General features: G+C 73.1%; 22 protein-coding genes. 13 read left to right on the plus strand and 9 right to left on the minus strand.

Annotation, left to right across the window (positions count from 1 at the left end):
• The 5 genes from KPL60_RS32525 to KPL60_RS32545 all read right to left on the minus strand — a co-directional run bounded on the left by KPL60_RS32525 (position 1) and on the right by KPL60_RS32545 (position 5,662).
• Positions 1-1,167: a mandelate racemase/muconate lactonizing enzyme family protein gene (locus KPL60_RS32525; RefSeq protein ID WP_226368162.1), complete on the minus strand. Its 1,167-nt coding sequence runs from the start codon at positions 1,165-1,167 to the stop codon at positions 1-3.
• Positions 1,168-1,199: 32 nt separating this feature from the next.
• On the minus strand, positions 1,200-2,132 hold the full coding sequence (gene kdgD, locus KPL60_RS32530) for a 5-dehydro-4-deoxyglucarate dehydratase (RefSeq protein ID WP_178376670.1): 933 nt from the start codon (positions 2,130-2,132) through the stop codon (positions 1,200-1,202).
• A 101-nt stretch (positions 2,133-2,233) separates the two neighbouring features.
• On the minus strand, positions 2,234-3,145 hold the full coding sequence (locus tag KPL60_RS32535) for a LysR family transcriptional regulator (protein WP_178376671.1): 912 nt from the start codon (positions 3,143-3,145) through the stop codon (positions 2,234-2,236).
• Positions 3,146-3,248: 103 nt separating this feature from the next.
• On the minus strand, positions 3,249-4,622 hold the full coding sequence (locus KPL60_RS32540) for an MFS transporter (RefSeq protein ID WP_208818631.1): 1,374 nt from the start codon (positions 4,620-4,622) through the stop codon (positions 3,249-3,251).
• A gap of 95 nt (positions 4,623-4,717) precedes the next feature.
• Entirely contained in the window at positions 4,718-5,662 is a 945-nt protein-coding gene (locus KPL60_RS32545; protein WP_226368163.1) for a sugar-binding transcriptional regulator, read from the minus strand.
• A 102-nt stretch (positions 5,663-5,764) separates the two neighbouring features.
• Between KPL60_RS32545 and KPL60_RS32550 the strand changes: the two genes are divergently transcribed.
• Positions 5,765-6,136: a hypothetical protein gene (locus KPL60_RS32550; RefSeq protein ID WP_226368164.1), complete on the plus strand. Its 372-nt coding sequence runs from the start codon at positions 5,765-5,767 to the stop codon at positions 6,134-6,136.
• Here KPL60_RS32550 and KPL60_RS32555 read toward each other — a convergent pair.
• The 4 genes from KPL60_RS32555 to KPL60_RS32570 all read right to left on the minus strand — a co-directional run bounded on the left by KPL60_RS32555 (position 6,127) and on the right by KPL60_RS32570 (position 10,171).
• Positions 6,127-6,897, minus strand: a complete 771-nt coding sequence (locus KPL60_RS32555) for a carbon-nitrogen hydrolase family protein (RefSeq protein WP_178376675.1) — start codon at positions 6,895-6,897, stop codon at positions 6,127-6,129. The two genes, KPL60_RS32550 and KPL60_RS32555, sit on opposite strands and share 10 nt — an antisense overlap.
• Complete coding sequence (locus KPL60_RS32560; protein ID WP_062399350.1) at positions 6,897-8,558, minus strand: NAD(P)/FAD-dependent oxidoreductase; 1,662 nt, start codon at positions 8,556-8,558, stop codon at positions 6,897-6,899. Before KPL60_RS32560 ends, KPL60_RS32555 begins: the two co-directional genes overlap by 1 nt.
• A gap of 71 nt (positions 8,559-8,629) precedes the next feature.
• Entirely contained in the window at positions 8,630-9,469 is an 840-nt protein-coding gene (locus KPL60_RS32565; RefSeq protein ID WP_062399352.1) for an SDR family oxidoreductase, read from the minus strand.
• 78 nt (positions 9,470-9,547) lie between these two features.
• Positions 9,548-10,171, minus strand: a complete 624-nt coding sequence (locus KPL60_RS32570) for a TetR/AcrR family transcriptional regulator (protein ID WP_062399354.1) — start codon at positions 10,169-10,171, stop codon at positions 9,548-9,550.
• 415 nt (positions 10,172-10,586) lie between these two features.
• Between KPL60_RS32570 and KPL60_RS32575 the strand changes: the two genes are divergently transcribed.
• The 12 genes from KPL60_RS32575 (at position 10,587) to KPL60_RS32630 (ending at position 26,117) form a co-directional block, all read left to right on the plus strand.
• Positions 10,587-11,843 (plus strand): LuxR C-terminal-related transcriptional regulator, encoded by a 1,257-nt coding sequence (locus KPL60_RS32575; protein ID WP_226368165.1) that lies wholly within the window; start codon positions 10,587-10,589, stop codon positions 11,841-11,843.
• On the plus strand, positions 11,840-12,439 hold the full coding sequence (locus tag KPL60_RS32580) for a hypothetical protein (RefSeq protein ID WP_226354646.1): 600 nt from the start codon (positions 11,840-11,842) through the stop codon (positions 12,437-12,439). The genes KPL60_RS32575 and KPL60_RS32580 overlap by 4 nt, the downstream gene beginning before the upstream one ends.
• Positions 12,440-12,536: 97 nt before the next feature.
• Positions 12,537-13,406 (plus strand): ABC transporter permease, encoded by an 870-nt coding sequence (locus tag KPL60_RS32585; protein WP_226354647.1) that lies wholly within the window; start codon positions 12,537-12,539, stop codon positions 13,404-13,406.
• A 16-nt stretch (positions 13,407-13,422) separates the two neighbouring features.
• A complete protein-coding gene (locus KPL60_RS32590) occupies positions 13,423-14,304 on the plus strand; it encodes an ABC transporter permease (RefSeq protein ID WP_178376681.1) in 882 nt (293 codons plus the stop codon).
• A 481-nt stretch (positions 14,305-14,785) separates the two neighbouring features.
• Positions 14,786-15,532: an ABC transporter ATP-binding protein gene (locus KPL60_RS32595; RefSeq protein ID WP_051050105.1), complete on the plus strand. Its 747-nt coding sequence runs from the start codon at positions 14,786-14,788 to the stop codon at positions 15,530-15,532.
• A 3-nt stretch (positions 15,533-15,535) separates the two neighbouring features.
• Positions 15,536-16,822, plus strand: coding sequence for an MlaD family protein (locus tag KPL60_RS32600; RefSeq protein ID WP_178376682.1), 1,287 nt, complete (start codon positions 15,536-15,538; stop codon positions 16,820-16,822).
• Entirely contained in the window at positions 16,819-18,213 is a 1,395-nt protein-coding gene (locus KPL60_RS32605; RefSeq protein WP_226368166.1) for an MlaD family protein, read from the plus strand. The genes KPL60_RS32600 and KPL60_RS32605 overlap by 4 nt, the downstream gene beginning before the upstream one ends.
• Entirely contained in the window at positions 18,213-19,574 is a 1,362-nt protein-coding gene (locus tag KPL60_RS32610; RefSeq protein ID WP_226354649.1) for an MlaD family protein, read from the plus strand. The genes KPL60_RS32605 and KPL60_RS32610 overlap by 1 nt, the downstream gene beginning before the upstream one ends.
• Positions 19,574-20,917: an MlaD family protein gene (locus tag KPL60_RS32615; RefSeq protein WP_226354650.1), complete on the plus strand. Its 1,344-nt coding sequence runs from the start codon at positions 19,574-19,576 to the stop codon at positions 20,915-20,917. The genes KPL60_RS32610 and KPL60_RS32615 overlap by 1 nt, the downstream gene beginning before the upstream one ends.
• The gene (locus KPL60_RS32620) at positions 20,917-22,212 is read left to right on the plus strand and encodes an MlaD family protein (RefSeq protein WP_226368167.1); all 1,296 of its coding nucleotides are present in this window, start codon (positions 20,917-20,919) and stop codon (positions 22,210-22,212) included. The genes KPL60_RS32615 and KPL60_RS32620 overlap by 1 nt, the downstream gene beginning before the upstream one ends.
• A gap of 15 nt (positions 22,213-22,227) precedes the next feature.
• Positions 22,228-23,661, plus strand: coding sequence for an MlaD family protein (locus KPL60_RS32625; protein ID WP_226368168.1), 1,434 nt, complete (start codon positions 22,228-22,230; stop codon positions 23,659-23,661).
• An 86-nt stretch (positions 23,662-23,747) separates the two neighbouring features.
• Positions 23,748-26,117: an RND transporter gene (locus KPL60_RS32630; protein WP_226368169.1), complete on the plus strand. Its 2,370-nt coding sequence runs from the start codon at positions 23,748-23,750 to the stop codon at positions 26,115-26,117.
• Positions 26,118-26,122 lie beyond the last annotated feature (5 nt).

Below are 26,122 nucleotides of genomic sequence, written 5' to 3' on the forward strand. Positions count from 1 at the left end.
TCAGCGCGGGGCGTCGACGGTCACGCTGTCGACGGTCCACTCGCGCAGCTTCGGGCTCGGGGTGACGCCCAGACCGGGCCGGTCGGAGACGTACATCCGGCCGTCACGGATCTCCAGGCGCTCCTCGAACAGCGGGTACAGCCAGTCGAAGTGCTCCACCCACGGCTCGTGCGGGTACGCCGCGGCGAGGTGCAGGTGGATCTCCATCGCGAAGTGCGGGGCGAGCTGCAGGTTGCGGTGCTCGGCCAGCGTCGCCAGCCGCAGGAACTGGGTGATGCCGCCGATCCGCGGGGCGTCGGGCTGCAGGATGTCCACGGCGCGCGTGTCGATCAGCCGGACGTGTTCGTCGACGCTGGTCAGCATCTCGCCGGAGGCGATGGCGGTGTCGAGCGACGCGGCCAGCGCGGCGTGGCCCTCGGCGTCGTAGGCGTCGAGCGGCTCCTCGATCCAGACCAGGCCGAACTCCTCGAGAGCCCGGCCGACGCGCATCGCGGTCGGGCGGTCCCACTGCTGGTTGGCGTCGACCATGAGCGGGACGCCGTCTCCGAGGTGCTCGCGGACGGCGGCGACACGACGCAGGTCCTCCGCGGTGTCGGGCAGCCCGACCTTGATCTTGATGCCGCCGATGCCCGCGTCGAGGGTCCGGGTGGCGTTGTCCTTGACCTGCTCGACCGTCTCGTGCAGGAAGCCGCCGGAGGTGTTGTAGCAGCGCACCGAGTCGCGGTGCGCGCCGAGCAGCTTCGCCAGGGGCAGGCCGGCGCGCTTGGCCTTGAGGTCCCACAGTGCGACGTCGATCGCGGCCAGCGCCTGGGTCGCTGCGCCGCTGCGCCCGACCGACGCGCCGGACCACACCAGCCGGGTCCAGATCCGGCCGATGTCGCTGGGGTCCTCGCCGATCAGGTCGGGGGCGATCTCGCGGGCGTGGGCGAACTGGGCCGGGCCGCCGGCGCGCTTGGAGTAGCTGAATCCGATGCCCTGGTGGCCGGCCTCGGTACGGATCTCGGCGAACAGGAACGCGACCTCGGTCATCGGGCGCTGCCGCCCGGTGAACACCTTGGCGTCGGAGATCGGGTTGGGCAGCGGCAGCGTGACCGAGGACAGGGTCACCGAGGAGATCCGGTCGAGGACGGCCGGGGCGGAGGCGGGCAGGGCGAGGCTTGCGGACACGGTTGCTCCTTCGCGAACTGTGCGGGTGGTACTCAGGCGGCGGCCGCGACCGGCGCGACCTTCTCGATCAGGGCGGCGAGCTCGTCGCGCTCGGCCGGGGTGAGGTCGGTCAGCGGGGGGCGCACGCGCCCGCCGTCACGGCCGACGGCGCTCAGCCCGGCCTTGACGATCGACACCGCGTAGCCCTTCCGGCGGTCCCGGATCCCGGTGTAGGGCAGCACGAACTCGTTGAGGAGGCGGTAGACCTCGGGCCGGTCCTGTGCGCGCACCGCGGCGAAGAAGCGCAGGGCGAACCCGGGCAGGAAGTTGAACAACGCCGAGGAGTAGGTCGACACGCCGAGCTGCAGCAGCGGCAGCGCGAAGGTCTCGGCGGTGGGGAGCCCGCCGATGTAGATCAGGCGCTCGCCGAGCCGGGCGTAGGTGCGGGTCATCCGCTCGATGTCGCCGACGCCGTCCTTGAGTCCGACCAGGTTCGGGTTGTGGTCGGCGATCCGGGCGACGGTGACGTCCTCCAGTACCGCGTTGGCCCGGCTGTAGGCGATCACGCCCAGGCCGGTGGCGGCGCAGACGGCGTCGACGTGCGCGGCCAGCCCCTCCTGCGAGGCCTCGGTCAGGTACGGCGGCAGCAGCAGCAGCCCGTCGGCCCCGGCTGCCTCGGCGGCCCGGGCCTGGTCGACGGCCGCGGCGGTGCCCCCGGTGGCGGGCGCCAGCACCGGCACCCGGCCGCCGACCTCGTCGACGGCGATCCGCACCACACGGTCGATCTCGGCCGGGGTGAGGGAGAAGCCCTCGCCGGTGCCGCCCGCGGCGAACAGACCCGCCACGTCGTACCCGGCCTGCCAGTCCAGGTGGGCGCGGTAGCGCTCCTCGTCGACGGCGAGGTCGTCGTCGAAGTGGGTCACGGGGAAGGACAGCAGGCCGGCGGCCAGGCGGCCGGCCAGCTCGTCGGGGTGCATCGTCGCCACGGTGGTTCGTCCTCGTGTCTCGGCGGCCGCGTCGCGATGGCGGCGACGCGGAACGGCGGGACCCACGCTAGGAACGTGCGGTGATGCCTGTACAGGATCACTTAGGCATCATGTGATGCTGCAGAGGCATCGTCGAGCACACGGAGCGCCGACCACAGGGCCGGGTTGCGGGCATCGCGCCGCCAGATGAGGTGCAGCTCGACCGGGTCGGCGGGCAGGTCGGCAGGGACGGCCAGCTCGGCGAACCCGATGCCGGCGATGCCGAGCCGCCGCGCCGACGCCGGGACGAAGGCCAGCCCGCGCCCGGCCTCGACCAGCCACAGCATCGTGAGGATCTGGCTGACGGTGTGCACGACGTTCTGGTGGTCGAGGTCCACCAGCCGCACGACCAGGTCGTAGAAGTACCGGGCCTCCAGCGGCGAGTGCATGATCACCGGCTCCCCGGCGAGGTCGGCGGCGGCCAGCGGCCGTCCGGCCGCCAGCAGCCGGTGCCCTGCCGGGAGCGCGACGAGCACCGCCTCGCGGGACAGCAACCGCGAGTCGAACACCTCGGCGTCGACGGGCGGGCGGCCCATCCCGAGGTCGATCTCCTCGTTCTGCAGGGCCGCGACCTGGTCGCGGGTGACCCGTTCGGACAGGACCAGCTCGACGTCCGGCAGGCGCCCGGACAGCGCGTTGAGCAGCGCACCGAGCCCGCCGAACGCCGACGCGGCGGTGAAGGAGATGCGCAGCAGCCCGGCCGATCCCGACGACACCCGTCGCGCCAGGCCCGGTGCGGCCTCGGCGAGGGCGAGCAGCCTGCGGGCCTCGGTGAGGAACGCGGCCCCGGCCGGGGTCAGGGTGACGCTGCGGTTGTCCCGTGCGAGCAGCTGGGCGCCGACGATCCGCTCCAGCTTCTGGATCTGTCGGCTCAGCGGCGGCTGCGTCATCTGCAGGCGTGCCGCGGCCCGCCCGAAGTGCAGCTCGTCGGCGACGGTCACGAAGCCGCGCAGCTGCTCCAGGGTGAAGGCCATGCCCGGAAGCTATCAACGGCCGCGTCGCGGTACGTGGAACAGGAATCGGGCCCCGGACGGTGCCGGGGCCCGAGGTGCCTGCGGTCGGACGGGGCGGACGCGGTCAGACGGTGGTGAGCCGGATGCGCCGGATCGTGCCCATGAGGGCCAGCCCGGCCAGCGCGATCACGCCGTGCGCGGCGACGAACCACAGTGCGATGTCGAACGAGCCGGTGGTGTGGACGGTGTAGCCGATGACGATCGGGGTCACGATCCCGGCGATGTTGCCGAAGGCGTTCATCGTCGAGCCCACGAAACTCGACGCCTCCCGGGGTGCGATGTCGGTGGTGATCGCCCAGCCGAGCGCGCCCAGGCCCTTGCCGAAGAACGCCAGCGTCATCAGGGCGACGATCACCACGGTGCTGTCGGTGAGGCTGCAGAGCGCGATCGCGGTGGCCAGCACCATGCCGACGGCCGAGGGCAGCTTCCGGGCCACCGACAGCGACCAGCCGCGGCGGAGCATGCCGTCGGAGAGGAACCCGCCGGCGAGCCCGCCCAGCAGCCCGCAGAGCGCGGGCAGCGCGGCGACGAACCCGACCTCCAGCAGCGACAGCCCGCGGCCCTGGATCAGGTAGACCGGGAACCAGGTGATGAAGAAGTAGGTCAGCGCGTTGACCGCGTACTGCATGACGTAGACGCCCCACAGCGCCCGCGAGGAGAAGATCTCCCGGATGGTGGCCGGGCTCAGAGCCGAGCGGGCGGGCGGCGAGGTGTCGCCGGTCGCGCGGTCGAGGTCGACCAGGGCGCCGCCGTCGCGCATGACGTCCAGCTCGTCGGGGGTGACCCGCGAGTGCGACGCGGGCGGGAACATCCAGCGCAACCACAGCAGCGCCAGAACGAAGCCGAGCACCCCGAGGCCGACGAACACCCAGCGCCAGCCGAACTCCGAGGTCACCCAGCCCATGAGCGGGGCGAACAGCGCGGTGGCGAAGTACTGGGCGGAGTTGAACACCGCCGAGGCACGGCCGCGTTCGGCGGTCGGGAACCAGGTCGTGGCCACCCGGGCGTTGGCGGGGAACGCGGGGGACTCGAACAGGCCGAGCAGCACCCGCAGCCCGAAGATCACCGAGACGACGGCGAGCACCGACATGCTGACCAGGCCGACGAACGCGATCGAGAAGGTGACCAGGGTCCAGAGCGCGATGCTGACGGCGTAGACGCGACGGGCGCCGTAGCGGTCCAGCAGGATCCCGCCGGGCAGCTGGCCGACCACGTAGGCCCAGCTGAATGCGGAGAAGATGTAGCCGAGCTGCACGGAGTCGAAGCCGAGCTCGTCCTGCATGCTGCTGCCGGTGATCGACAGGCTGCTGCGGTCGGCGTAGTTGATCGCCGTGATGATGAAGATGAGCCCGAGCACGAGGAAACGGGTCGGGACGCGCCGTCCGGCCGTGCGGGCCGGGCTCCTCTCGGCACTCGTGGCCAGGTCGCTCTCAGACATCGGTGTCCTCCTCCGGCGGGGTTGCCGGAGACGGTAGGAACCCGCACCGATACCGGTCCAACACCACTACAGCATCATGTGATGCTGTGCAGGTATCACCCATCGTCCGCTGCGAGCAGGGTGTCGGCCGTCGCCGCGTCGCAGACCAGGGTGTGGACCAGGCCCGAGCGCAGCACGGCGCGGGTGGCGTCGGCCCGCTCCGGGTCCCTGACCAGGGCGATCACGTCGCCCGCGGCCCGCAGGTCCGCCTCCCCGGCCGCGACGAGCTGGTGCGCCGGGCCGCTGTCGAGGACCCGGCCGGCGCGGTCGACCAGCAGTCCGACGACCTCGCCGACCGCGCCGCCCGCGGCCAGCCGGCGTCGCTCGGGGGCGGTCAGCACGTCGTGCACGGTGGAGTGCCCGGCCCGCCACGCCCCGATCCCGACGACCGCGGTGTCCAGTGCGGCGCAGCGGGCCAGCGCGTCGGCGACGCCCGGCTGGGCCCGCACCGCGCGGGCGGTGTCGGCGTCGGGCAGCAGCAGGGGCGCGTAGACCGGGTAGGCGTCGCCGCCGCACAGCGCGGCGGCCCGGAACACCGCGGTGGCCGAGCCGTCGCGCCGCCACGGCAGCGAGTAGGCGCCGCACAGCTGCACGACCGTGCAGCGTGCGAGCCGGGGGAGGAGCCCGACGACGTCGTTGACCGTCCGGGACCAGGCCAGGCCCAGGACGTCGCCGGTGCCGACGGTCTCGGCGAGTAGCGCGGCGGCGAGCGCGGGCACCCCGCCGTCGTCCCGGGCGACCAGGGCGCGGCGCAGCCCGTGGGCGGCGCGGACGGCGGACGAGCGCCGCGCGTCGACGTCCGCGCCCGGGTCGATGTCGACCCGGACCAGTCCCCGCTCGCGGGCCGCGTCCAGCAGCCGGGCCACCTGGAACCGGCTGAGCCCCAGTTCGGTGCCGACCGCAATGCGGGACCGCCCGTGCAGCAGTACCTGCTCGGCCACCTCGGCCGCGAGCACGCGGCGGGCCGGGCCCCAGGCGGGTGCGTCGTCGTCACCGCTCATCTGAGCACCGTAGCGTGCGCATCGGCCGGTGATGTTGACCTTCCGTGCCCACGGCCGTGTACTCGACGGTGTTGAGACCGCTCAGATGAGTGGAGGCAGGCCATGACCGCGACGATCGGCACGACCCCGGCAGCCGCGCACCATCCGGCGCCGGAACCGGCCCCGGTGTCGCGCCAGCTGCTCGTCGGCCGCGATGACGGCTACGGCGACCTCGCCCTGGAACGGTTCGCGCTCGCCCCCGGTGCCCGGGTGTGGCACGCCCCGGCCGCGCCGAGCGACCGGCTGCTCGTCGTCCTCGCCGGCCGGGCCCGGGTGGGCGTCGAGGCCGGCGGGCCGTCGGTGGAGCTCGCCGCGGACGAGGTCGTGCACGTGGCGGGCGGGCACGCCCACCGGGTCGACGTGCTCGCCCCCGGGCCCGGCGGGTGCCTGGAGTGGATCCTGCTGGCGGGCCCCCGGCCGGACCCTCAGCCGTAGAGGTCGGGGCGGCGGTCGGCGAGGTAGGGGTTCGCCCGCCGCGACACCGCCAGCGCGGACCGGTCCAGCTCGGCCACCAGCAGCTCCGGGTCGCGGCCGGCCCGCACCACGGCGCCGGCCGGCCCGGCGACGCAGGACAGCCCGCCGTAGGTCAGCGACCCCTCGGTGCCGCACCAGTTGGCGTAGGCCACGTACACCTGGTTCTCCCACGCCCTGGCCGGGACGAGCACCCGGGGCACGTGGTCGTAGGGGAGCATGTTCGCGGTCGGGACCAGCACCGCGTCGGCGCCGGCCAGCGCCAGCGCGCGGACGGTCTCGGGGAACTCGACGTCGTAGCAGACCAGCAGGCCCAGGCCCCAGCCGTTCCAGGTCACGACGGCGGGAGGGGTGTCCGAGGCGGTGAAGCAGGCCCGGTCGAGCGCGCCGAACAGGTGCGTCTTGCGGTACCCGGCGAGCCGGGTCCCGTCCGGCCCGACCAGTGCGACGGCGTTGGCGACCCGTCCGCCGTGGCGCTCCGGGTAGCCGTACAGCACCGCCGTCCCCGACGTCCTGGCGATCGCGGCGACGGCGTCCGCCGACGGCCCGTCGGCCGGCTCGGCGAGCGCGGCGACCGCATCGGCGCCGATGTCGTAGCCGGTCAGGAACATCTCCGGGGTGACGAGCAGGTCCGCGTCCGCGGCGGCGCACGCCTCGGCGAGCCGGGCGAGGTTCCCGCCCACGTCGCACGGCCGGGAGACGGTCTGCAGCAGCGCGACGCGCATCAGTCCGGCAGCGCGGGCGGCGCGAGCTCGGCGAACCGGTCCCCGGGGCCGGGGTTGTCCGGCGGGGTGGACCCGCCCAGGTGCGCGACGATCCCCCAGACCGCGTTCAGCGCGGTCTGCACTGCGCCCTCCGCCCAGGCCGGGGTCCACGACACGTCGTCGCCCGCCATGAAGATCCCGCGCTCGGCGGCGGGCAGGTCGTCCTGCACGAAGTGGCAGTACATCCGCCGGTTGTAGCGGTAGTGCCCGGGCAGGGCGCCCTTGAACGCACCGAGGCTGTGCGGGTCGGACTCCCAGGTCACGGTGATCGGGTCGCCGATGACGTGCGCCCCGACGTCGACGGTCGGGTAGATCTTGCGCAGCGCGCCCAGTGCCAGCTCGACCCGCTTCTCGACCGGGTACGGCAGCATCTTCAGCGAGTCGCTCATCCACGAGTACGACAGGCAGATCACCCCGGGCCGGTCCGGCCCGTTGTCGAACAGGTACGTGCTGCGGGTGAGCCGGTCGGTCAGCGTCGTGGACATGACCTCGCGCCCGGTCGCCGGGTCGACGTCGCGCCAGAACGGTCGGTCCACCATCACGAACGTCTTGGTCGACTGCATGTAGCGGGTGCGGTCCAGGGCCATCCACACCTCCTGGCCGAACAGCGACTCGTCGGTGTCGATCTGGGTGGACAACAGCCAGCTCTGGCAGGTGGTGAGCACCGCGGGCACGTCGCGGGTGCCGCCGTAGACGTCGGTGACACGGATCGTGTCCGCGTCGAGGCGGTGCAGCCGCGCGACGCCCGGCCGGGTCCCGCCCCCGTGCAGCGACGACAGGCTGGTCCCGGCGGGCCAGTGCACCAGGTCGTCGGGGGTGCGCGTCCACAGCCCCTGCGGCACCTGCTCCACCCCGCCGACGACGAGCAGCTGGTCGTCGTCGCAGCCGGTCAGCACCACCCGCAGGATCTCCAGCATCGAGTTGGGGAAGTCCGAGTCCCAGCCGCCGGTCCCGAAGCCGACCTGCCCGAACGCCTCGCGGTGGGCGAAGGACAGGTCGGAGAACGCCTTCGAGGTGGACACGAAGTCGTAGAAGGTGCGGTCGTCCCAGACCTCGACGAGCTCCGCCCACAGCGCCCGGATGCGCCCGACGTCGCGCTCCCGGATCGCCTGCTGCAGGTCGGTGAAGCCCGCACCCTCCTCCAGCGCGCTCGCCCAGGCGTCGGCGACCTCGGTGAAGAACGGGGGCAGGTCGGCGAGGGTCCGGCCGTAGTACGTCCGCCCGTGCAGGTCGATCACCGTGCTGCCGGCCGCCTCCGTCAGCGGGTTCGGGAACGGTGCGGTGGGCAGCCCGAGCAGGTCGACGTAGTGGTGGAACGCCGTCGAGGAGCGGGGGAAGCGCATCCCGCCCAGCTCGGCGACGATCCCGTCGGCACCCTCGAAGGGCTGCGAGCGCAGCCGTCCGCCCAGGTGGGAGGACTCGTACACGACCGGCCGCAGCCCGATGCGCATCAGCTCGTAGGCGGCGACGAGCCCGGCGATCCCGGCCCCGACGACCACGACCTCGGTCCCCAGCCGGTCCGGTGGGACCCGGCCGAGTCCGGCCGGGTGGGTCAGCCAGTCGTCGTAGGGAAAGGGGAAGTCCGGGCCGAACGCGGTGACGGGCGGCTGCTCGGGGCTCATGGGTGGGCTCCTCGGGTCGTGTGCCGGGGATCACCCGGCTCCGCGACCCTATCGAGGACCCCGCCGGAGGATCAGCCCTTTCCGCGCCGCGAGCGCACGACGCCGGTGACGATCCGCTGGTAGGTGGTCGGCAGCAGCCGCACCATCGAGTCGATGGCCCAGGCGTCCGGTCCGATGAGGACACGGCGCTGGTTGCGCCGCACGCCGTCCAGGATGGTCTTCGCGGCCCGGTCCGGGGTGGTGGTGAGCATCCGCTCGAACTCGGCGGTGGCGTCGGCGGCCGGGCGGCCGGTGGCTGCGGCGACGCTGTCGTCGACCCGGGCGGCCTTCGCGATGTTGGTGCGGATCCCGCCGGGGTGCACGCAGGTCGCGGACACCGGGGACCCGGTGAGCTCGAGGTCCTGGCGCAGCGACTCGGTGAACCCGCGGACCGCGTACTTGCTCGCGTTGTAGCCGCTCATCAGGGGCTGCGCGGCGACGCCGAAGATGCTCGACAGGTTGACCACGTGGCCGGCGCCCGCGGTCTCCATGTGCGGCAGGAACGCCTTGGTCCCGTAGACCACGCCCCAGAAGTTGATGTCCATGATCCAGCGGTAGTCCTCCAGGGACAGTGCCCCGGTGGTGCCCGACAGCGCGACGCCGGCGTTGTTGACGATCATGTGGACGGCGCCGTGGTCGGCGACGACGGCGTCGGCCCAGCCGTAGACGGCCTTCTCGTCGGCGACGTCGAGCTCGGCGGTGGTGACCCGTACCTGCGGCCCGGCGAGCGCGGCGGTCTCGGCGAGGCCCGCGGCGTCCCGGTCGGCCAGGGCGAGGTGGCAGCCGTCGCCCGCGAGGCGCAGGGCCAGTGCGCGCCCGATGCCGGATCCGGCTCCGGTGATCGCGGCGGTTCGACCGGTGAAGGACTTCATCGTCGGCTCCTCACGAGCGGGTGTGGTGGGCGACCCTAATCTGATGACGCGTGATTCCACATGGCGGGGTGACCGGCGTCATCCCAGGCCGGTGCCGCCCACGAGGAAGAGGGCGAGCGCGTTCGTGACCCGGTCGCGGGGCGGGTCGAACCCGCTCACCGTCCAGGTCATGACGACGTGGCTGATCCCGCCGATGACGGCGTCGGCGCGCAGCCGGGTGGCGGTCGCGTCGGCGGGGGAGGGGGCGGTGTGGTCCGCGGTGAGCGCCAGGAGCAGCCGCCCGAAGCCGGACATGGTCTCCAGCGATGTCTGCTCGACCTCGGGGCTCACGCCGAGCACCTCGAACCAGACCACCCGGGCGAGCCGCGGGTCGTCCTCCACCACGCGCAGGAACGCGTCGAGGCCGGCCCGGGCCAGCGTGAGCGGGTCGGTGCCGGGCGCCGCGGCCAGTGCGGGGGGCACCGCGTCGCGGAGGCGGGCGGTGCACTCGGCGTAGACGGCGAGCAGCAGCGCCTCGGTGCCGTCGAAGCACTCGTAGAAGTACCGGTCGGCGACGCGTGCCTCCCGGCAGATCCGGCGCACGGTGGCCGCCCGGTAGCCGTCGGTCCCGAGCACCTGCAGTCCCGCGTCGAGCAGCCGGCGGCGACGGTCCTCGGCGCGGTCCGACGCGGACGCGCCGGCGTAGGTCCGGCCGGTGCTCACCCGGCCAGTCCAGCACGGGCGGGTCGGGGGCCGCGGATGCCCTGGCGTGCTCCGGGCGGGACGGGCTGTTCGCCCCCTTCCTCCTCTACCCCGAACGGATGAACCTGTCGTGTGCCATCGGCGTGGCGCACCGTGCTTCGAGAAACAGTCCGGGCGTCTGCTTTCTCCACCCGCCGTGACCGGATGATGCGGCCGAGAGGGGTATCCACCAGCGTGTTCGGGTGGCAGCGCCCGTAGCGATTTGCCATACACGTGACCCGCGTCGCATCATGAAACCGTCATGTGTGACTGAAAGTTGGTCCGATGAGCGGGGTCGGACGGTCGCAACCCGGCCGCTGTCGCCTCGTTGCACGGGTGAGCAACGCACCCGACGGAGACGTCCGGTCGATGCCACCTCGACGAGGAGGAGGACGGTATGGGCGAGAGCACGAGCCGCGTGGCCTACATGCGGCGCTGTGACTCCGGCGACCGCTGGCCCGGGCAGGGCCGCCGGATGCCGCGGGCCCAGTCCTCGCGCGTGGTGGACCTCCTGCTGGCCGCCCGCCGCATCCTCGACGACGGTCGCCTCCCGCACCCCGAGCACGTCGTCGACCTCGGGTCGGCCCGCGCGGTGCTGCGGTCGGTGTGGGCCGAGGCCATGTCCTCGCTCGGCTCCGGCTCGGCCCCGTCGCCGGAGCTGGTGAGCATGCTCGGCGAGGTCAAGGAGATCGACGAGCAGCTCCTGCTCGATCAGCTCGCGCACCAGGACCGCGCGCTGCAGCGCGTCCGCGCCGCGCTCGCCCAGCTCGGCGAGGCCCGCACCAGCACCGCGCTGCTCGACACCGCCGCCTCGACCGCCTGCGGCCTCGGCTTCGACCGCTCGATCGTCTCGCGTGTGGCGGACTCGCTCTGGATCCCCGAGCGCGTGCACGTGGAGCGCGACCCGGCCTGGGCCGAGGAGATCCTCGCGATGGGCCGCACCCACCCGCAGACCCTCGACGGCCGGATCGTCGAGACCGAGATGGTCCGGCGCCGCACCTCCCTGCTGGTCGACGAGGTGCAGGAGCGCCCCGGGGTCAACCGGCCCATCGCCGACGCCTCGATGTCGCGCAGCTACTGTGCCGCGCCGATCGTGGTGCACGGCGTCGTCGCCGGGTTCGTCCACGCCGACTGCTACTACCAGCAGCGCAACGTCGACCCGCTCGACCGCCAGCTGCTCACCCTCTACGCCCAGGGGCTCGGCCAGGCCCTGTCCCGCACGATGGTCCTCGACGAGATGGACCAGATCCGGGCCGACGTCGACCGGCTCGCCCGCCGCGTCACCGACGCCCGTGAGGGCGACCTCGGCGACGGCTGGTGGGGCCACGGCGAGAACGGCCGGATCACCGAGGGCGCCCCGGTCACGCACACCGGCCCGCAGCGCAGCGTCGTCGACGGCTTCCTGCGCTCCGCGCCGGTCGACCCCTCGCTCACCCGCCGCGAGGTCGAGGTCCTGCGGCTGATGGCCACCGGCGACACCAACGCCCGCATCGCCAGTCGCCTGGTGATCTCCGAGGGCACGGTGAAGTCGCACGTCAAGCACATCCTGCGCAAGCTCGGCGCGGCCAACCGGGCCGAGGCCGTCTCGCACTGGCTGCGGGCCGAGCACGACCGCTCCGGGCGGGCCGCCGCCGGTCCGGCCGGGTACCGGTGACCGCCGGCGCCCGGGTGTCGCGGGGCGCGCTGCCCACCCCCCTGCGGGAGTACCTGCACCGGCTCGACGTCGCCGCCCGGCACCTGTCGTTCACCGCCCGCCAGGACCTGCGCTCGCACGTCTGGACCGAGGTGGCACGCACCGCCGGTCCCGCACCGACCGAGGACCGGCTCGTCCGCGCCCTCGACCGCCTCGGCCCGCCCGAGGCCCTCGTTCCCACCCCCGCGGGGGGTACCTCCCCGGTACTCCGCGACCCCGTGGTGGTGCACCTGCTCGGCTGTTCCCTGCTGACCGCGGGGGTGACCGGGCTGATCGGGCTGGTCCGGGTCTGGCGTGCGCCGACCTGGCCGGTCCGCGACGCGCTGACCGCCACCGTCCTGGTGGTGGCCGGCGCCGTCGCACTGCCCCTGCTGACCGGGATCCACCCGGTCGCCGGGGCACTGCTCGGCGGCCTCGGGGCGGGAGCCCTGTCGGCCGCGCTCGTCCTCGGTGCGGTGCTGTTGATCCAGCGTCGGGCCCAGCGCAGGGCACTCCGTACGGAGCACGCCGCAGAGCCGGTCGCCGGTACCACCGATACCCCCCCAGGGGGAGGGTGATCCGCCCCCCACGGGAGGTGTGACCCCCTCTCCCGCGGAGCGACACTTCCGATCGGTGGACCCGGACTGTTTCCGGCCCCGCACTCGAAGGAGAGTTATGACCACGCCTGGGACCCTCACCCAGACGCCCGACGAGACCGTCGAGGTACCGCGCAGGACGGCGGGTTCCGGCGGGTCGGGCGTGCTCAGGAAGGTCGCCGACCCGTTCGTCACGGCCGGCGAGATGTGGCAGCTGATGGTCAAGGTGTTCGTCCTTGCCGTCCGCAAGCCCGTCGGCTTCTGGGCCGACACCCGAGACCAGTGCTTCGACATCCTCAAGCTCACCTGGCTCCCGATGTCCCTCGCGGCGTTCGGGTTCGGGTTCGGTGCCCCCGGCCTGACCGGTGGGGCGATCTTCTACACCTTCGGCATCCCGTACCGGCTCGGCGCGTTCTTCGAGTTCGCGTCGGTCCGCGAGTTCGCCCCGTTCATCAACGGGATGGTCGTCGCGGGTGTCGTCGGTACGGCGATCACCGCCGACCTCGGCGCCCGCCGCATCCGCGACGAGATCGACGCCATGGAGGTCCTCGGCGTCGACCCGATCCGGACGCTGGTGCTGCCGCGGGTGCTGGCCTGCACGATCATGACCGCCGTCCTGGACATCCTGGCGCTGGTCGTCGGCCTGGTCAGCGGCTACGTCGCGGCCGGCCCGATCTTCGACGCCAGCTACGCCGGCTACTACGGCTCCCTGTTCGACCTGCTCAACACGGTCGACCTCTGGGGCAGCGTCGTGAAGTGCGCGATCTACGGCCTGATCATCGGCGTCGTCTGCTGCTACGTCGGGCTCAACGCCAAGGGCGGCCCGATCGGCGTGGGGAAGGCGGTCAACCAGGCCGTCGTCATCTCCTTCGCCGGCATCTGGGTCATCAACTTCGTGTTCACGCTGACCATGCTCGGCCTGAACCCGCAGATGAGCGTCTACAAGTAAGGGAGGTGTCACGGACATGACGCAGCTCGACGACCGGGGGCCCCAGGGCGACCCCGACCGCACCGAACTCCGGGCACCTGCCAAGGAGGGCGTGGACGTCAGCCTCGGCTCGATCACCGGCAAGCTCAAGACCGGTCTCACCGAGGCCGGCGACATCGGCCGCTTCACCGCCGACGTCGTCCGGGACTTCCCGGACATGTTCCGCCGCTACGTGCCCGAGGTGTTCCGCCAGGCGGGCATCCTGATCTTCAGCTCCGCTCTGATCATCTGGTTCATGATGTTCATCATGGGCGGGCAGTGCGGCCTGGAGGCCAGCTACACGCTCAAGCAGATCGGCGCCCCGCTCTACTCGGCGGTGTTCGACGCCTACTGCGGCCTGCGCGAGCTCTCGGTCTACATGTGGGGCTGGATCCTCGCGGCCAAGGTCGGGTGCGGCTACGTCGCCGAGATCGGCTCGATGCGGATCTCCGACGAGATCGACGCCATGGAGGTCATGGGCATCAAGTCCAAGTCCTTCCTGGTCGGCACCCGGATCGCGGCCACCGTGATCGCCGTGCCGTTCATGTACTTCGTCGGCCTGGCCATCCTCTACGTGGCGATGTACCTGGTCACGGTGGTGAACCTCGGCGGTGTCTCACCCGGCGGGTTCCTCTACCTGTTCTGGCTGTACCAGAGCCCGTACGACATGTTCGCGGTGATGGTCAAGATCATGACCGAGTCCATCGTGATCGTCGGCGTGGGTCTGTACTACGGCTACAACGCCAGCGGGGGACCGGTCGGCGTCGGCCGGGCCACCGCGAAGTCGATGATCATCAACCTGGTGCTGATCTCGGTCATCGGGACCATCGGCACGCTGGCCTTCTGGGGGCTCGAGACGAACTCCCCGATCGCCAACTGAGTCCCTCCGGGGCCCGCGCCGCCACATCCCCTGCGGCCGGGCCCCGGAGCCCCGCACCCCGACGACATCCCCCGCCCCCGACGAAGACTCCCCCCGCCACGGCCCGGCCCTCCCCAGCCGGCCACGGACCGGACGTCGCTCCCCGCCGCCCGGTCCATCGCACCGCGCCCGCTCCCCGGAGCGCAGTGCTCGTTCCCCGCACCACCGCAGGACGCGGACGCCGCGTCCACGGTCCCCCGGAAGCCTCCGGGGACCGCTCCCGCAGCACGTGATCCGCGTGCCGGCTCCCCCGCGCCGGCACGCGCCAGGTCGTCCAGGAGGATCAGTGACCTCGCCGAACCAGCCGCGACACACGCCATCGGGCTCCGAGTACCCCACCCAGCAGATTCCACCCGTCCACGACGGGGGGACCCAGGCCACGGCCACCCGTGGCCCCGGCTGGTCGACCGAGACCCGGGAGTTCCGGTACGGGACCGACCCGATCCTGCAGGTCGAGGGGCTCGCCAAGTCGTTCGGCAGCACCCAGATCCTGAAGAACATCAACTTCAACTTCCAGCACGACGCCATCACCACCGTGCTGGGCCCGTCCGGTACCGGTAAGTCGGTGCTGATCAAGCACCTGGTCGGCCTGCTCGCCCCGGACCGCGGCGCGGTCTACGTGGGCGGCGTCGACATCTGGTCGATGAGCGAGAACGAGCGCTACGACATGCGGACCCGGTTCGGCGTCTGCTGGCAGGACGGCGCGCTGTTCGGCTCGATGAACCTCTACGACAACGTCGCCTTCCCGCTCCGCAAGCACACGCGGATGTCGGAGAAGGAGGTCGAGAAGACGGTCATGACCGCGCTCGACGAGGTCGGTCTGGCCAAGGCCGCGCACAAGGCGCCGAACGAGGTCTCCGGCGGCATGAAGAAGCGCGCCGGCTTCGCCCGCGCGCTGGTGATGAACCCCGACATCGTGCTGTTCGACGAGCCGGACTCCGGTCTCGACCCGGTCCGCACCTCGCTGCTCTGCGACATCATCATGGACGTCCACAACCAGCACGGCGGTACGTACCTGCTGGTCACGCACGACATCAAGACCGCCCGCAAGGTCAGCGACTACGTCGGCCTGATCTGGAAGGGCGAGGTCGTCCACTACGGACCGGCGCACGAGGCGTTCGAGCACCAGGACCCGTTCGTCAAGCAGTTCCTCGCGGGGCAGTCCGCCGGACCCCTCGGGATGGACTGAGCGATGAGCGGAATCCTGGGCAAGCTCGCCGCCGGTGTGGTGGCGCTGCTCGTGATCGGGGGTGTGTTCGTCGCCGTCGGCGGCACGCAGCCCTACACGGTCAGCGCCGTCCTGCCGGCAGGCAACCCGAACCTCATCCCCGGTGCGCCGATCTACATCGACGGCTTCCAGGCCGGGAAGATCTCCTCGGTCCGTCCCGAGGAGGGCCACGCGGTCGTCGAGTTCACCGTCGACGACGGCCTCGCCCCGCTGCACGCCGGCGCGTTCGTCCACGTCCAGTGGAAGGCCGTCGTCGGTGAGCGCCTGCTGTTCGTGCAGGACGGACCCAAGGACTACGCCGAGATCCCCAGCGGCGGCATGGTGCAGGGCGACTTCCCGAAGCCGACCGAGGTCGCCGACGTGCTCGCCGCCCTCGACGAGCCCACCCGGGCGCGCCTGACCAGCCTGGTCGGGACCCTGCAGAACACCGTCACCGGGCACGAGCAGGACCTCAACGCCACCGTGAACACCGCCGGACCCGCGCTCGCCGCGGTCGGCAACGTGCTGCGCGGCATCGGCACCGACGGTCCCGCGATCTCCAAGCTGGTCACGGACCTGAACGGCACCGTCGACACCCTGGCCCAGCGCCAGCAGGACCTCGGCGCCGTCGTCGACGAGCTGGGCACCAGCACCCGCGCGACGGCCGCCCAGCGCGAGCAGCTGCGCGCCGCGCTGGCCAAGCTGCCCCCGACGCTGCGCACCGCGCAGGGCACCCTGAACAAGGTCCCCGGCGTCACCGACGAGGCCCTGCCGCTGCTGGAGGACCTGCGTCCGGCGACGGAGAAGCTGCCCGGCGTGTCCGAGCAGCTCGCCCCGCTGCTGCAGGACCTGCGGCCGCTGGTCGCCGACCTCAAGCCCACCCTCGAGGCGGCGTCGGCGCTGCTCGACCGCACCCCCGGCCTGCTCGACTCCTCGAATCGCGCGCTGCCGGGTCTCGCCGAGACCGCGGGCGGCTACGCGCCGGTGCTCGAGGCGCTGCGCCCCTACACCCCCGAGGTCGTCGGGTTCCTCTCCACGTGGGGCTCCGCCGCCCAGAACTTCGACTCGAACGGCCGTTACATGCGGATCTTCGCGCAGGCCGGCCCCGCCACGCCGGTCATCTACCCGCCGGGCGTCACGCCGCCGGGGATCGTCCCCAACCTGAACCCGGCCCCCGGCTCGGCCGACGAGACCTCCGGCAACGGCAAGCAGAACCCGGGCGCGCCGCTCCTGCCGCAGCTCGGTGACGCCAGCGGGGAGGGCCCGCGATGAGCTCGACCCTGGGCTTCTCCCGCTGGCGGATCCTCGCCGTCGGCCTCGTCGCGCTCCTCGCGGGCACCGGCGCCGCGGCCGGCATCTCGAACGCCGAGTCCGGCCGGATCGTGATCGCGGAGTTCACCGACGTCAGCCCGATCCTCGCGGGCCAGCAGGTCAAGATCAACGGCGTCACGGTCGGCGAGGTGGGCCAGCTGCAGTTCGACCCGCAGCGCAAGGTCGCCGAGGTCCCGCTGCGCGTCGACGCGCGTGCCCTGCCGATCCACTCCGACGCGAAGGTGACCGTCGCCCCGGTCTCGCTGCTCGGTGAGCGCTTCCTCAACCTGAACACCGGCACCCCGGGCTCGCCCGAGCTGCCGATGAACACGCCGATCGGTGTCGAGCGGACCGGCCAGGAGGCCGACCTGCAGAACATCCTCGACACCCTGGACGACCCGACGGCCGGCGCGCTGGCCGCGCTGGTCACCACGCTCGGCCAGGGCACGCAGAACAACGGCGAGAACATCCAGAAGACCCTCGCCGCGCTCGCCCCGGCCATGAAGGACACCAACCAGCTCGTCGGCGTCCTGTCCGACCAGAACGAGCTGCTCGGCCGGGTCATCGACCAGGTCGAGCCGGTCACTGGCGCACTCGCCGTCGACCAGGGCAGGCGGCTCGACGGCCTGGTCGCCTCGACCACGTCGCTGCTCGACACCACCGCCGCCCGCGACGCGCAGCTGCGCGGCACCCTGCAGGAGCTCCCCGGCACCCTGGCCGCGGCCCGCGCCACCCTCGGCGAGCTCGCCGGCACGGCGCAGTCCACCGCGGTCACCCTGGGCAACCTGCGGCCGACCACCGACAACCTGGTGGACATCAGCCGCGAGCTGCAGCGCTTCGCCGACTCGGCGGACCCGGCGCTGGCCTCGGCCGACCCGGTCCTGGACCGGGCGAGCGAGCTGCTCGACCAGGCGCAGCCGGTCGCCGCGGAGCTCCGGGCCGCGGGCCCGGACCTGCAGCGCACCGTCACCGGCGCCGAGCCGATCGTCCGTGACCTCAACGGCAACCTCGGCAACGTCCTCGGCTTCATCCGGAACTGGGCGCTGACCACCAACGAGAAGGACGGGCTGTCCCACTACTTCCGGGCCAGCTACGTGCTCAACGGCGACCCGATCACCGGCTTCGTGCCGGGCGGGCTGCCGGACATGGCGCCCGCGCCCGCCCCGGACGCCACCCCGAACCAGCAGGTGAACGAGCCCGCCCCGTCCCAGCCGGGACCGGGGACCGCGGCCCAGCCGGGTCAGGACTCCAACACCCTGCTGCAGAGCCAGCCCACCCCCGAGAGCAGCGCCACCGGGCTCAGCCCCGAGCAGGAGCAGGGCGCGCTCGGAACACTGCTGGGAGGCCAGTGATGGCGAGTGCCAAGCCCAAGCGCGGCGCGCGCTTCCGGTCCGGCCTGATCGGCCTGCTGATGTTCGTCGCGGCCGGGTTCTTCCTCTACGTCGCGCTGAACGCCCAGAAGGGGCTGCCCTTCGCCCAGCACGAGTTCCGCACCGCCGCGGTGTCGGACACCGGTGACCTCGCCGTCGGCAACGACGTCCGGGTCGGCCAGGTCCGCGTCGGGCGCGTCGACGACATCACCGTCGCCGACGGCGTCCCGCAGGTCCGGATGCAGCTCGACGACGCCGCGACCGAGGTCTTCAAGGACGGCTCGGCCGCGGTGACCGGCCGGTCCGGTCTCGGCCAGCAGTACCTGGACCTCGACATCGGGCACGAGCAGGCCGGCCTCCTCGGCGAGGACGACGTCCTGCCGGTCCAGCGCTCCCGCGGTGCGGTGCAGCTGCTGGACCTGGCCAAGGTCTTCGACCCGGCCACCCAGGACGCCACCCGCGGTGCCCTCCAGCAGCTCGGCAACGGCGCCGCCGGACACGGCCAGGACCTGCAGGACGTGGCGAAGGCCGGTCCGCAGATCCTGCCCTCGCTCGGCACGACCGCCCGGTCGCTGTCGGTCGACGGCGGCCGCGACCTGACCGGCATGCTCCAGTCCCTGGAGAGCCTGTCGTCCCGCTTCCAGGGCCGCGAACAGGAGATCTCCTCGCTGGTCGGCCAGCTCGACACCACGTTCGCGGCGATCAACGCGGACAAGGGCAAGGCGCTCGGGGACACCCTCGACATCGCCCCCGAGGCGCTGCCGGCCGCCCGCAAGGCCCTGGAGGACCTGCAGCAGCCGCTCGCGTCGACGAACTCGGCGATGACGCAGCTGCAGACCGGTGCCCGCTCGCTCGGCGACGCCACCCCGGACCTGCGGGGCGTGCTGGTCGAGGCCCCGCAGCCGCTGGACAAGCTGCCCGGTGTCTCCGACTCGGCCGAGCCCGCGCTCGGCTCGCTGACCCCCGCCGTCGCCGACGCGCGCCCCGTCGCGCCGAAGGTGACCCAGGGAGTCGGCTTCGCGAACACCCCGCTGCAGGTGCTGGCGCCCTACTCGCCGGAGATCGCGCAGTGGTTCACCAACGCCAGCTTCGCGCTGTCCGACGGTGACGCCGCCGGCCACCACCTGCGGTTCACTCTGATGGTCCGGCCGGAGTCCTTCGCCGGTGCGGCGGGTCTGCCCGACCCGACGCGGGCGGGCGACCCCTACCCGGCCCCCGGCCAGGCACCGAACGACGCCTCGCTCGGCCTGCTGCCCGCCCCGGGTCCGTCCAACCGGACCCCCCAGGAGCAGCCCGGCCAGGGCGACAGCGCCGCCGGCGGCGGCCTTCTCGGAGGTAACTGATGAGCGCCCCCGCACAGGGCACCACCGCCACGCCGCGGCTGCGGCGCCGCCTCCCGCTCTGGGTGGCCGCGCTCGCCGTCATCGGCCTGATGCTGCTGTCGCTGGTCCTCGGGCTGTTCAAGCCGCAGGTCACGACGCTGCTGATGAAGCTGACCGGGTCCGAGACCCGCACCATCCACTTCGCCGCGAACCAGTTCCTGTTCGAGGACGCGTCGAAGGCGAAGGTCGCCGGTGTCGACTCCGGTGTCGTCAGCTCGGTCGACCCGGCTCCCGACGGCGGCGCGATCGTGACCGTCGTGGTCGACCCGAAGGTCGTGAACACCGTCGGCGACCAGCCGTCGGCGCGCCTGCGGCCCACGACCCTGCTGTCCGGCCTGTTCTACATCGACATCGTCCCCGGCGGTGACCGCACCGCGGAGTGGACCCAGCAGATCCCGGTGGACCGCACCCGGCTGCCCACCGAGGTCGACGACGTCGCCGAGCGCCTGCAGCCCGACGCCCTGGAGGGCGCGAAGGTCGCGGTCACCCAGTTCGACGAGACCCTCGGCAACGCCGGCGGCAACGAGGCGCTGCACGAGCTCCTCGCCGCGGCGCCGGGGACCCTCGGCCCGGGCGCCGGGGTCATCGAGTCCCTGCGCGGCACCCAGCCGGAGAAGGACCTGACCGAGGTCGTCCGGGGCCTGCAGCGGACCACCGGCACGCTCAACCGCGAGCCCGGTCAGCTGGACGGCATCGTCGCGAACCTGCAGGACACCACGCAGGTCATGGCCGAGACCTCCGGGCCGGTCGCGGACGCGATCAACAAGCTGCCCGGCGTCCTCGACACCACCGACGCCGGCCTCAAGCGGCTCGACGTGTCGCTGGACAAGCTGCGCGACACCGCGGGCCCGGCCCGGCCGACCGTCCAGGAGCTCGACGGGTTCCTGGGGCGCGCCGAGCCGGTGCTCGCCAACGCCCGCCCGCTGGTGTCCGACCTGCGCGGCGCGCTGGTCGACACCCGGCCGCTGGTCGAGGGCCTGATCCCGGCCAGCGAGGGCGCCACCAGGGTCTTCGACGACCTGCCCGCTCCGCTCGAGCGGCTCAACGGTCCGGTCCTGGACTCGCTGAACACCCCGTTCGTCGGGGAGGGCCCCTACTCCGCGGTCGACAACCGCGGTGTCCCGCTCAAGGACGAGGTCGGCCACATGTTCTCGAACCTGAACAAGACCGGCGCCTACGTCGACCCCAACGGGCACGCGGTGTCCTTCCACCCCGGTCCCGGGCTCGGCACCGTGCCCGGCCTGGGCTCGGTGAGCCTGGAGAACATGTTCCAGCAGATCTTCCACGGGACGGGTGGTCGATGATGACGGCAACTCCCACACCTGCACCGGAGGCCCCGCGGGGCCTCGGCGCCCGGGTGCGGTCCGGTCTGGACCGCGTCCGGAACGAGCCGGGGCTGGGCCGCAACGTCATCGCCCTCGGCGTGGTGATGGTGCTCGGGCTCGTCTGCGGGGGCTACATCCTGTCCCAGCAGCGGTTCGTCGCTCCGTGGGCGAACGAGAAGATGGTCTACGCGACCTTCTCCGAGACCCCGGCGCTCGCTCCGGGCCGCGGCCAGGAGGTCCGGATGTCCGGCGTCCCGGTCGGCGACATCCGCTCCTCGGAGCTGACGCCGGAGGGCACCGCCCGGGTGCTGCTGGCGATCGACCGCAACGACTACGACGGCCCCGTCTACGACAACGCCACCGTGGTCCTGCGGCCGAAGAGCCCGCTGAACGAGATGTACATCGAGATGGACCCCGGCACCCCGGCCGGCAAGGTCCTCGACGACTACGGCGTGCTGCCCGTCGCCAACGCCAAGCCGCCGGTGCAGATCGACGCGGCACTGGCCCACCTGGACCAGAACGCGCTGGCCGCGGTGCAGTCGCTGCTGGAGGCCTCGGACGTCGCGCTGGCGACGGCGCCGCAGGACCTCCCGCAGGGCGTGCGCGCCACCACCGAGGTGGTCAACCGGCTCAAGCCGGTCGTCGACCAGCTCGACCGGCGCCGCGACAACCTCGCCCGCCTGGTCACCTCGATCGGTCAGCTGTCCACCGCCGTCGGCGGCGACGAGAAGCGCCTCACCACCCTGGCGAACTCGCTGTCGACCACGCTGAAGACGGTGTCCGCGCAGAGCCAGGCCCTGCGCGACTCGCTGAACCAGCTGCCCGGCGTCGTCGACAACCTGGGTGCGGCCACCGGCAACGTCCAGCAGCTGTCCGACCAGCTCGACCCGACCCTGGACAACGTCCGGGCCGCCTCGGAGCAGCTGCCGGACGCCCTGGACCGGCTGACCGACACCGTCGACACGCTCGACACCACCGTCGACAAGGCCCGCCCGGTCGCGCAGAAGCTGAAGCCGGTCGCGGCGGACCTGCGCCCGTTCGTGAACGACCTGAACGGGACGCTGCCCGCGCTGAAGGAGATCTCCGGCCGGCTCGACCCGGTCACCGCGGGTCTCCAGCATTACCTGCCGGACCTGAACGCCTTCGTCTACCAGACGTCGTCGGTCACCAGCCTGCGCGACGCCAACGGCGGCATCCTGCGCGGTCTGCTCCAGTTCGGCCCGACCACCATCCCGGCGCCCGGCGCCGACGAGCTCACCCAGACGCCCCGGTAAGGAGGTGACCCCCGGATGAAGATCCCCCACTCCGCGCTCCCCGCGATCAGGACGACGATCCTGCTCGCCTTCACCGCGGCGTCGGCGTTCGTGTTCCTGTTCTTCTGGACCTCGGTCGGCGGCTACGTGCCCGGATACACCCAGAAGCAGTACACGACGGCGTTCCACGTCGACAAGGTCAACAACCTGGTCCCGCAGTCCGACGTCACCCTCAACGGGGTGAAGGTCGGCAAGGTCCTGACCGTCGAGGCGACCCCGGACGGGCGCGCCGACGTGCTCGTCAACATGACCGACGCCGACGCCATCCCGCTGCACGAGGGCGTCACCGGCCGGATCAACTCGAAGACCCTGGTCGAGGAGACCTACGTGTCCCTCGTCGACGGCCGCGGTGCCGAGCTGCCCGACGGCAGCCGGCTCCCGGACGGCGCCGTCCAGTCGGCGGTGCTGCTCGACGACCTGATCCGGACCCTGCCCGAGGACCGCCGCGTCGCGCTGGCCTCCACCCTGCAGTCGCTGGGTGCGGCCACGAAGGACTCCCAGGCCGGCGTCGACGGTGCCCTGGCCGGCCTCGGCCAGCTGGGCCGCGAGGGCGGCACCGCCCTCGACGCGCTCGCCGCGCAGTCGAAGGACCTGGAGCAGCTGTCGCAGAACACCGCCGCGGTGCTCGCCGCGCTGGACATCCAGCGCGGCCGCATCGCCGACCTGGTGACCGACGCCAACCTGGTCACCGAGGTCACCGCGAACAGCCGCACCGACCTGGAGAACACCATCCGGGAGCTGCCGCCGACGCTGAAGGCGGCCGACGACGCCAGCGACGACCTGTCCCGGCTCGCCGGCGGGCTCGGCCCGGTCGCGGCGAACCTGGACCGGGCGGCACCGGCGCTCAACGCCGCGCTCAACGAGCTCCCGGCCACCACCCGCGACCTGCGGGGGCTGCTGCCCTCGCTCGACGCGACCCTGGGCAAGGCCCCGGTCACCCTGGACAAGGTCCCGCAGTTCTCCGACGACCTGCGTGCCCTGCTGCCCGAGGCCGACCGCGCCCTGCTCCAGCTCAACCCGATGCTGGAGTACCTGAAGCCCTACGGCGGCGACATCTACCAGTTCTTCACCAACTTCGGTGAGACGGTGTCGCGCGGCGACGCCAACGGCACGCTCCTGCGCGTGATGCTGGTGTTCCACGCGCAGTCGTTCGCGGGGAACCCCGTCCCGCTGAACGAGATCCCGCCGCTGGACGACAACAACCCGTACCCGCGGCCGGGCACCCAGAACAGCCCGGAGGACGACGCGCCCCCGCCGCAGGTGGCCGACCCCGGACCGGCGAACCAGTCGCCGCCACCCGGACCGGCTCCCACGGTCGGGCCGCAGTCCGAGGGCGACGCCGCCCGGGGCAGCCAGCCGGCACCGGAGCCGGAGCCGTCCGGTGGTGGACTGTTCGGGCTGGGCGGATGATCCGCCGCCTCCGCACGACCCTCGAAGGGCGTAGCGCCGCATCCGCGGCGCTGCGCCCTTCGGGGCGTTCCGGCCTCGTCCTGATCATGGTGCTGGTCCTGGCGGCGCTGACCGCGGTGGGCGTGTCCCGGGTGAAGGTCGAGACCGGCGTCGAGTCGTTCCTGCCCTCGTCGGACCCGTCGGTGCAGCGCTACGCCGAGCTCGCCCGCTCCTTCGGCGGTGACCCGATCGTCGTGCTGCTGCGGGCCCCGCAGGCCCCCGGCCTGCTCGACCGGGACGTGCTGCCGCAGGTGCTCGGCGTCGAGGGCAGGCTGTCGCAGCTGCCGGACGTCGCGTCGGTCTACGGCCCGGCGACCACGCTGAACCAGCTGGCGTCGCAGTCGCAGAAGCTGCTCGCCGAGCTCACCGGCCGCCGCGACGGGCTGCAGCGCGCCGCGGCGATCACCGCCGAGCAGCGCGGCGAGGACCCGGTGGCGGCCGGCAACGCGGCCGTCGCCGCCTTCGACGCCCGCTACGGCCCGCTGATCGTGCAGGGCCTGCCCGTCGGGCTGCCGACGCTGCGCAACCAGCGCTTCATCGACCACTCGATCATGGGATCGGGCGGTGAGCCGCGGCCGCAGTGGCGCTACGTCGTCCCCGACGACCGGTCGCTGGCGATCCTGGTCCGCCCCCGTGAGGGCCTCGACCAGGCCGGGACCGAGCAGCTCGTCGCCGCGGTGAACGACACCGTCGCGCAGGCCCAGCTGCCCGCCGAGGCGACCGTCTCCGGCGTTCCCGCGATCACCGCCTCGCTCGGTGTCGCGGTGGACCGGGAAGCCCCGGTCCTCGGTGCCGTCGCGGTCGTCGCGATCGGCCTCTGTCTGTTCCTGGTCCCGTGGACCCGGCGGCGACGGCGGCTGATCCCGCTGGCGGTGACCCTCGCCGCGACGGCCGCGACGCTGGCCGTGCTCGGCTGGGCCGGGCGCCCGGTCTCGCTCGGGGTCGTCGCGTTCCTGCCGGTGCTGGTCGGGCTCGGCAGCTACTACCCGACCTACTTCGCCCGCGGGGCGCGGCCGCGGACGGTCGTGGTCGTCGCGGCGGGCACGGCGGCCGGGTTCGGCGCGCTGCTCCTCTCGCCGCTGCCGTTCGTGCGCGACCTCGGGTCGACCCTGGCCCTGGGTGTCGCGTTCGCGGTGGCCCTCGGCTGGTTCGTCTACCGGCCCGGAGGCTGGGCCGGCCCGGACCGGCCCGCGTCCGACGCGCAGGCCGACCCCGCGACCGACCCCGCACCCGATGCCGCCGCCGACCCGGCCGACACGGCCGACACGGACCCGGCCGCCCCCGACGCCGACCCGGCCGACGCCGGTGCACCCGCCGGCGACGACGCGGCGGCGCCGGACGGGCCTGGGCCGGTCATCCGCCCGGGCCGGTCGCGGCTGGTCGCGGTCGTCCTGGCCGGGCTGGTCGCGGTCGGCGGCTGGGCCACGCTGCCCTTCCTGCCCCTGCAGACCAGCGTCGACGCGCTCTCGGCGGGCCTGCCCGCCGTCGACGACGCCACCCGGGTCGAGCAGGTCCTCGGCTCCGGCGGCGAGCTCGCCGTCGTCCTGCGCTCCACCGACGGGACGGGCGACGTGCTCACCCCGCAGGCCTGGGAGTGGATGACCACGGCCCAGCAGCAGATCGTGCGGCTGCACGGCGACGAGGCCCGGCCCGCGCTGTCGGCGCCGTCGCTGCTGTCGTTCCTCGGCCCCACCCCGGACCAGGAGCAGATCCGCGCCGGGGTCCGGCTGCTGCCGCCGTACCTCACCGGGGCCGTGCTGCGGCCCGACGGCGAGGTCGCGGTGCTGTCGTTCGGTGTCCGGCTCGACGACCTCGACCGGCTCCGCCGGCTGACCGACGCCATCACCGCCGAGCTCCCCCCGGCCCCGCCCGGCTTCGTCGCCGAGGTGTCCGGGCTGCCCGCCGTCGCGGTGCAGGGCTACGAGCTCGTCTCGGCCGACCGCTACCTCGCCGGCACCGCCGGTCTGGTCGCGGCGGCGCTGGTGCTCGCCGTCGGGCTGCGGCACCGCCGCGACGCGCTGCGCGCCGCACTGGCCGCCGTGCTCGCGACGGGCGCCAACCTGTTCATCCTCTGGGCGTTCGGCATCCCGCTGAACCCGCTCACCGTCGCGCTCGGGTCCCTGACCGCCGCGGTCGGCTGCGAGTTCACCGTCATGACCTGCGACGCCGTCCGCTCGCGCGACCCGCGCCTGCGGACCGCGGTGACCCTGGCCGCCCTCACCTCGGGCACCGGGTTCGCCGTGCTGGCGCTGTCCGACCTCGCCCTCATGCGCGAGTTCGGGCTGCTGCTGGCGCTGTCCGTACTGCTGTCCTACCTGGCCGCGCGGCTCGTCGTGCGGGCGTTCCCGCCCGCGCACGGCACGGCCGGACCCTCCCGGAGTACCCCCGCCCGGGAGAAGCTCGTTGGAGTGATGTGATGCGA

This window comes from Pseudonocardia sp. ICBG162, from assembly GCF_020496225.1.
GTDB classification, from domain to species: Bacteria; Actinomycetota; Actinomycetes; order Mycobacteriales; family Pseudonocardiaceae; genus Pseudonocardia; species Pseudonocardia alni.

Excerpts from the sequence above, each read along its gene's own strand:
- KPL60_RS32630 (WP_226368169.1), top strand. The coding sequence starts at position 23,748 with ATGGTGCTGGTCCTGGCGGCGCTGACCGCGGTGGGCGTGTCCCGGGTG.
- KPL60_RS32610 (WP_226354649.1), top strand. The coding sequence starts at position 18,213 with ATGGCGAGTGCCAAGCCCAAGCGCGGCGCGCGCTTCCGGTCCGGCCTG.
- KPL60_RS32600 (WP_178376682.1), top strand. The coding sequence starts at position 15,536 with ATGAGCGGAATCCTGGGCAAGCTCGCCGCCGGTGTGGTGGCGCTGCTC.
- KPL60_RS32545 (WP_226368163.1), bottom strand. The coding sequence starts at position 5,662 with ATGAGCGGTGACGACGACGCACCCGCCTGGGGCCCGGCCCGCCGCGTG.
- KPL60_RS32540 (WP_208818631.1), bottom strand. The coding sequence starts at position 4,622 with ATGTCTGAGAGCGACCTGGCCACGAGTGCCGAGAGGAGCCCGGCCCGC.
- KPL60_RS32560 (WP_062399350.1), bottom strand. The coding sequence starts at position 8,558 with ATGAGCCCCGAGCAGCCGCCCGTCACCGCGTTCGGCCCGGACTTCCCC.
- KPL60_RS32585 (WP_226354647.1), top strand. The coding sequence starts at position 12,537 with ATGACCACGCCTGGGACCCTCACCCAGACGCCCGACGAGACCGTCGAG.
- KPL60_RS32575 (WP_226368165.1), top strand. The coding sequence starts at position 10,587 with ATGGGCGAGAGCACGAGCCGCGTGGCCTACATGCGGCGCTGTGACTCC.
- KPL60_RS32620 (WP_226368167.1), top strand. The coding sequence starts at position 20,917 with ATGACGGCAACTCCCACACCTGCACCGGAGGCCCCGCGGGGCCTCGGC.
- KPL60_RS32555 (WP_178376675.1), bottom strand. The coding sequence starts at position 6,897 with ATGCGCGTCGCGCTGCTGCAGACCGTCTCCCGGCCGTGCGACGTGGGC.
- KPL60_RS32590 (WP_178376681.1), top strand. The coding sequence starts at position 13,423 with ATGACGCAGCTCGACGACCGGGGGCCCCAGGGCGACCCCGACCGCACC.
- KPL60_RS32550 (WP_226368164.1), top strand. The coding sequence starts at position 5,765 with ATGACCGCGACGATCGGCACGACCCCGGCAGCCGCGCACCATCCGGCG.
- KPL60_RS32615 (WP_226354650.1), top strand. The coding sequence starts at position 19,574 with ATGAGCGCCCCCGCACAGGGCACCACCGCCACGCCGCGGCTGCGGCGC.
- KPL60_RS32625 (WP_226368168.1), top strand. The coding sequence starts at position 22,228 with ATGAAGATCCCCCACTCCGCGCTCCCCGCGATCAGGACGACGATCCTG.
- KPL60_RS32535 (WP_178376671.1), bottom strand. The coding sequence starts at position 3,145 with ATGGCCTTCACCCTGGAGCAGCTGCGCGGCTTCGTGACCGTCGCCGAC.
- KPL60_RS32565 (WP_062399352.1), bottom strand. The coding sequence starts at position 9,469 with ATGAAGTCCTTCACCGGTCGAACCGCCGCGATCACCGGAGCCGGATCC.
- KPL60_RS32605 (WP_226368166.1), top strand. The coding sequence starts at position 16,819 with ATGAGCTCGACCCTGGGCTTCTCCCGCTGGCGGATCCTCGCCGTCGGC.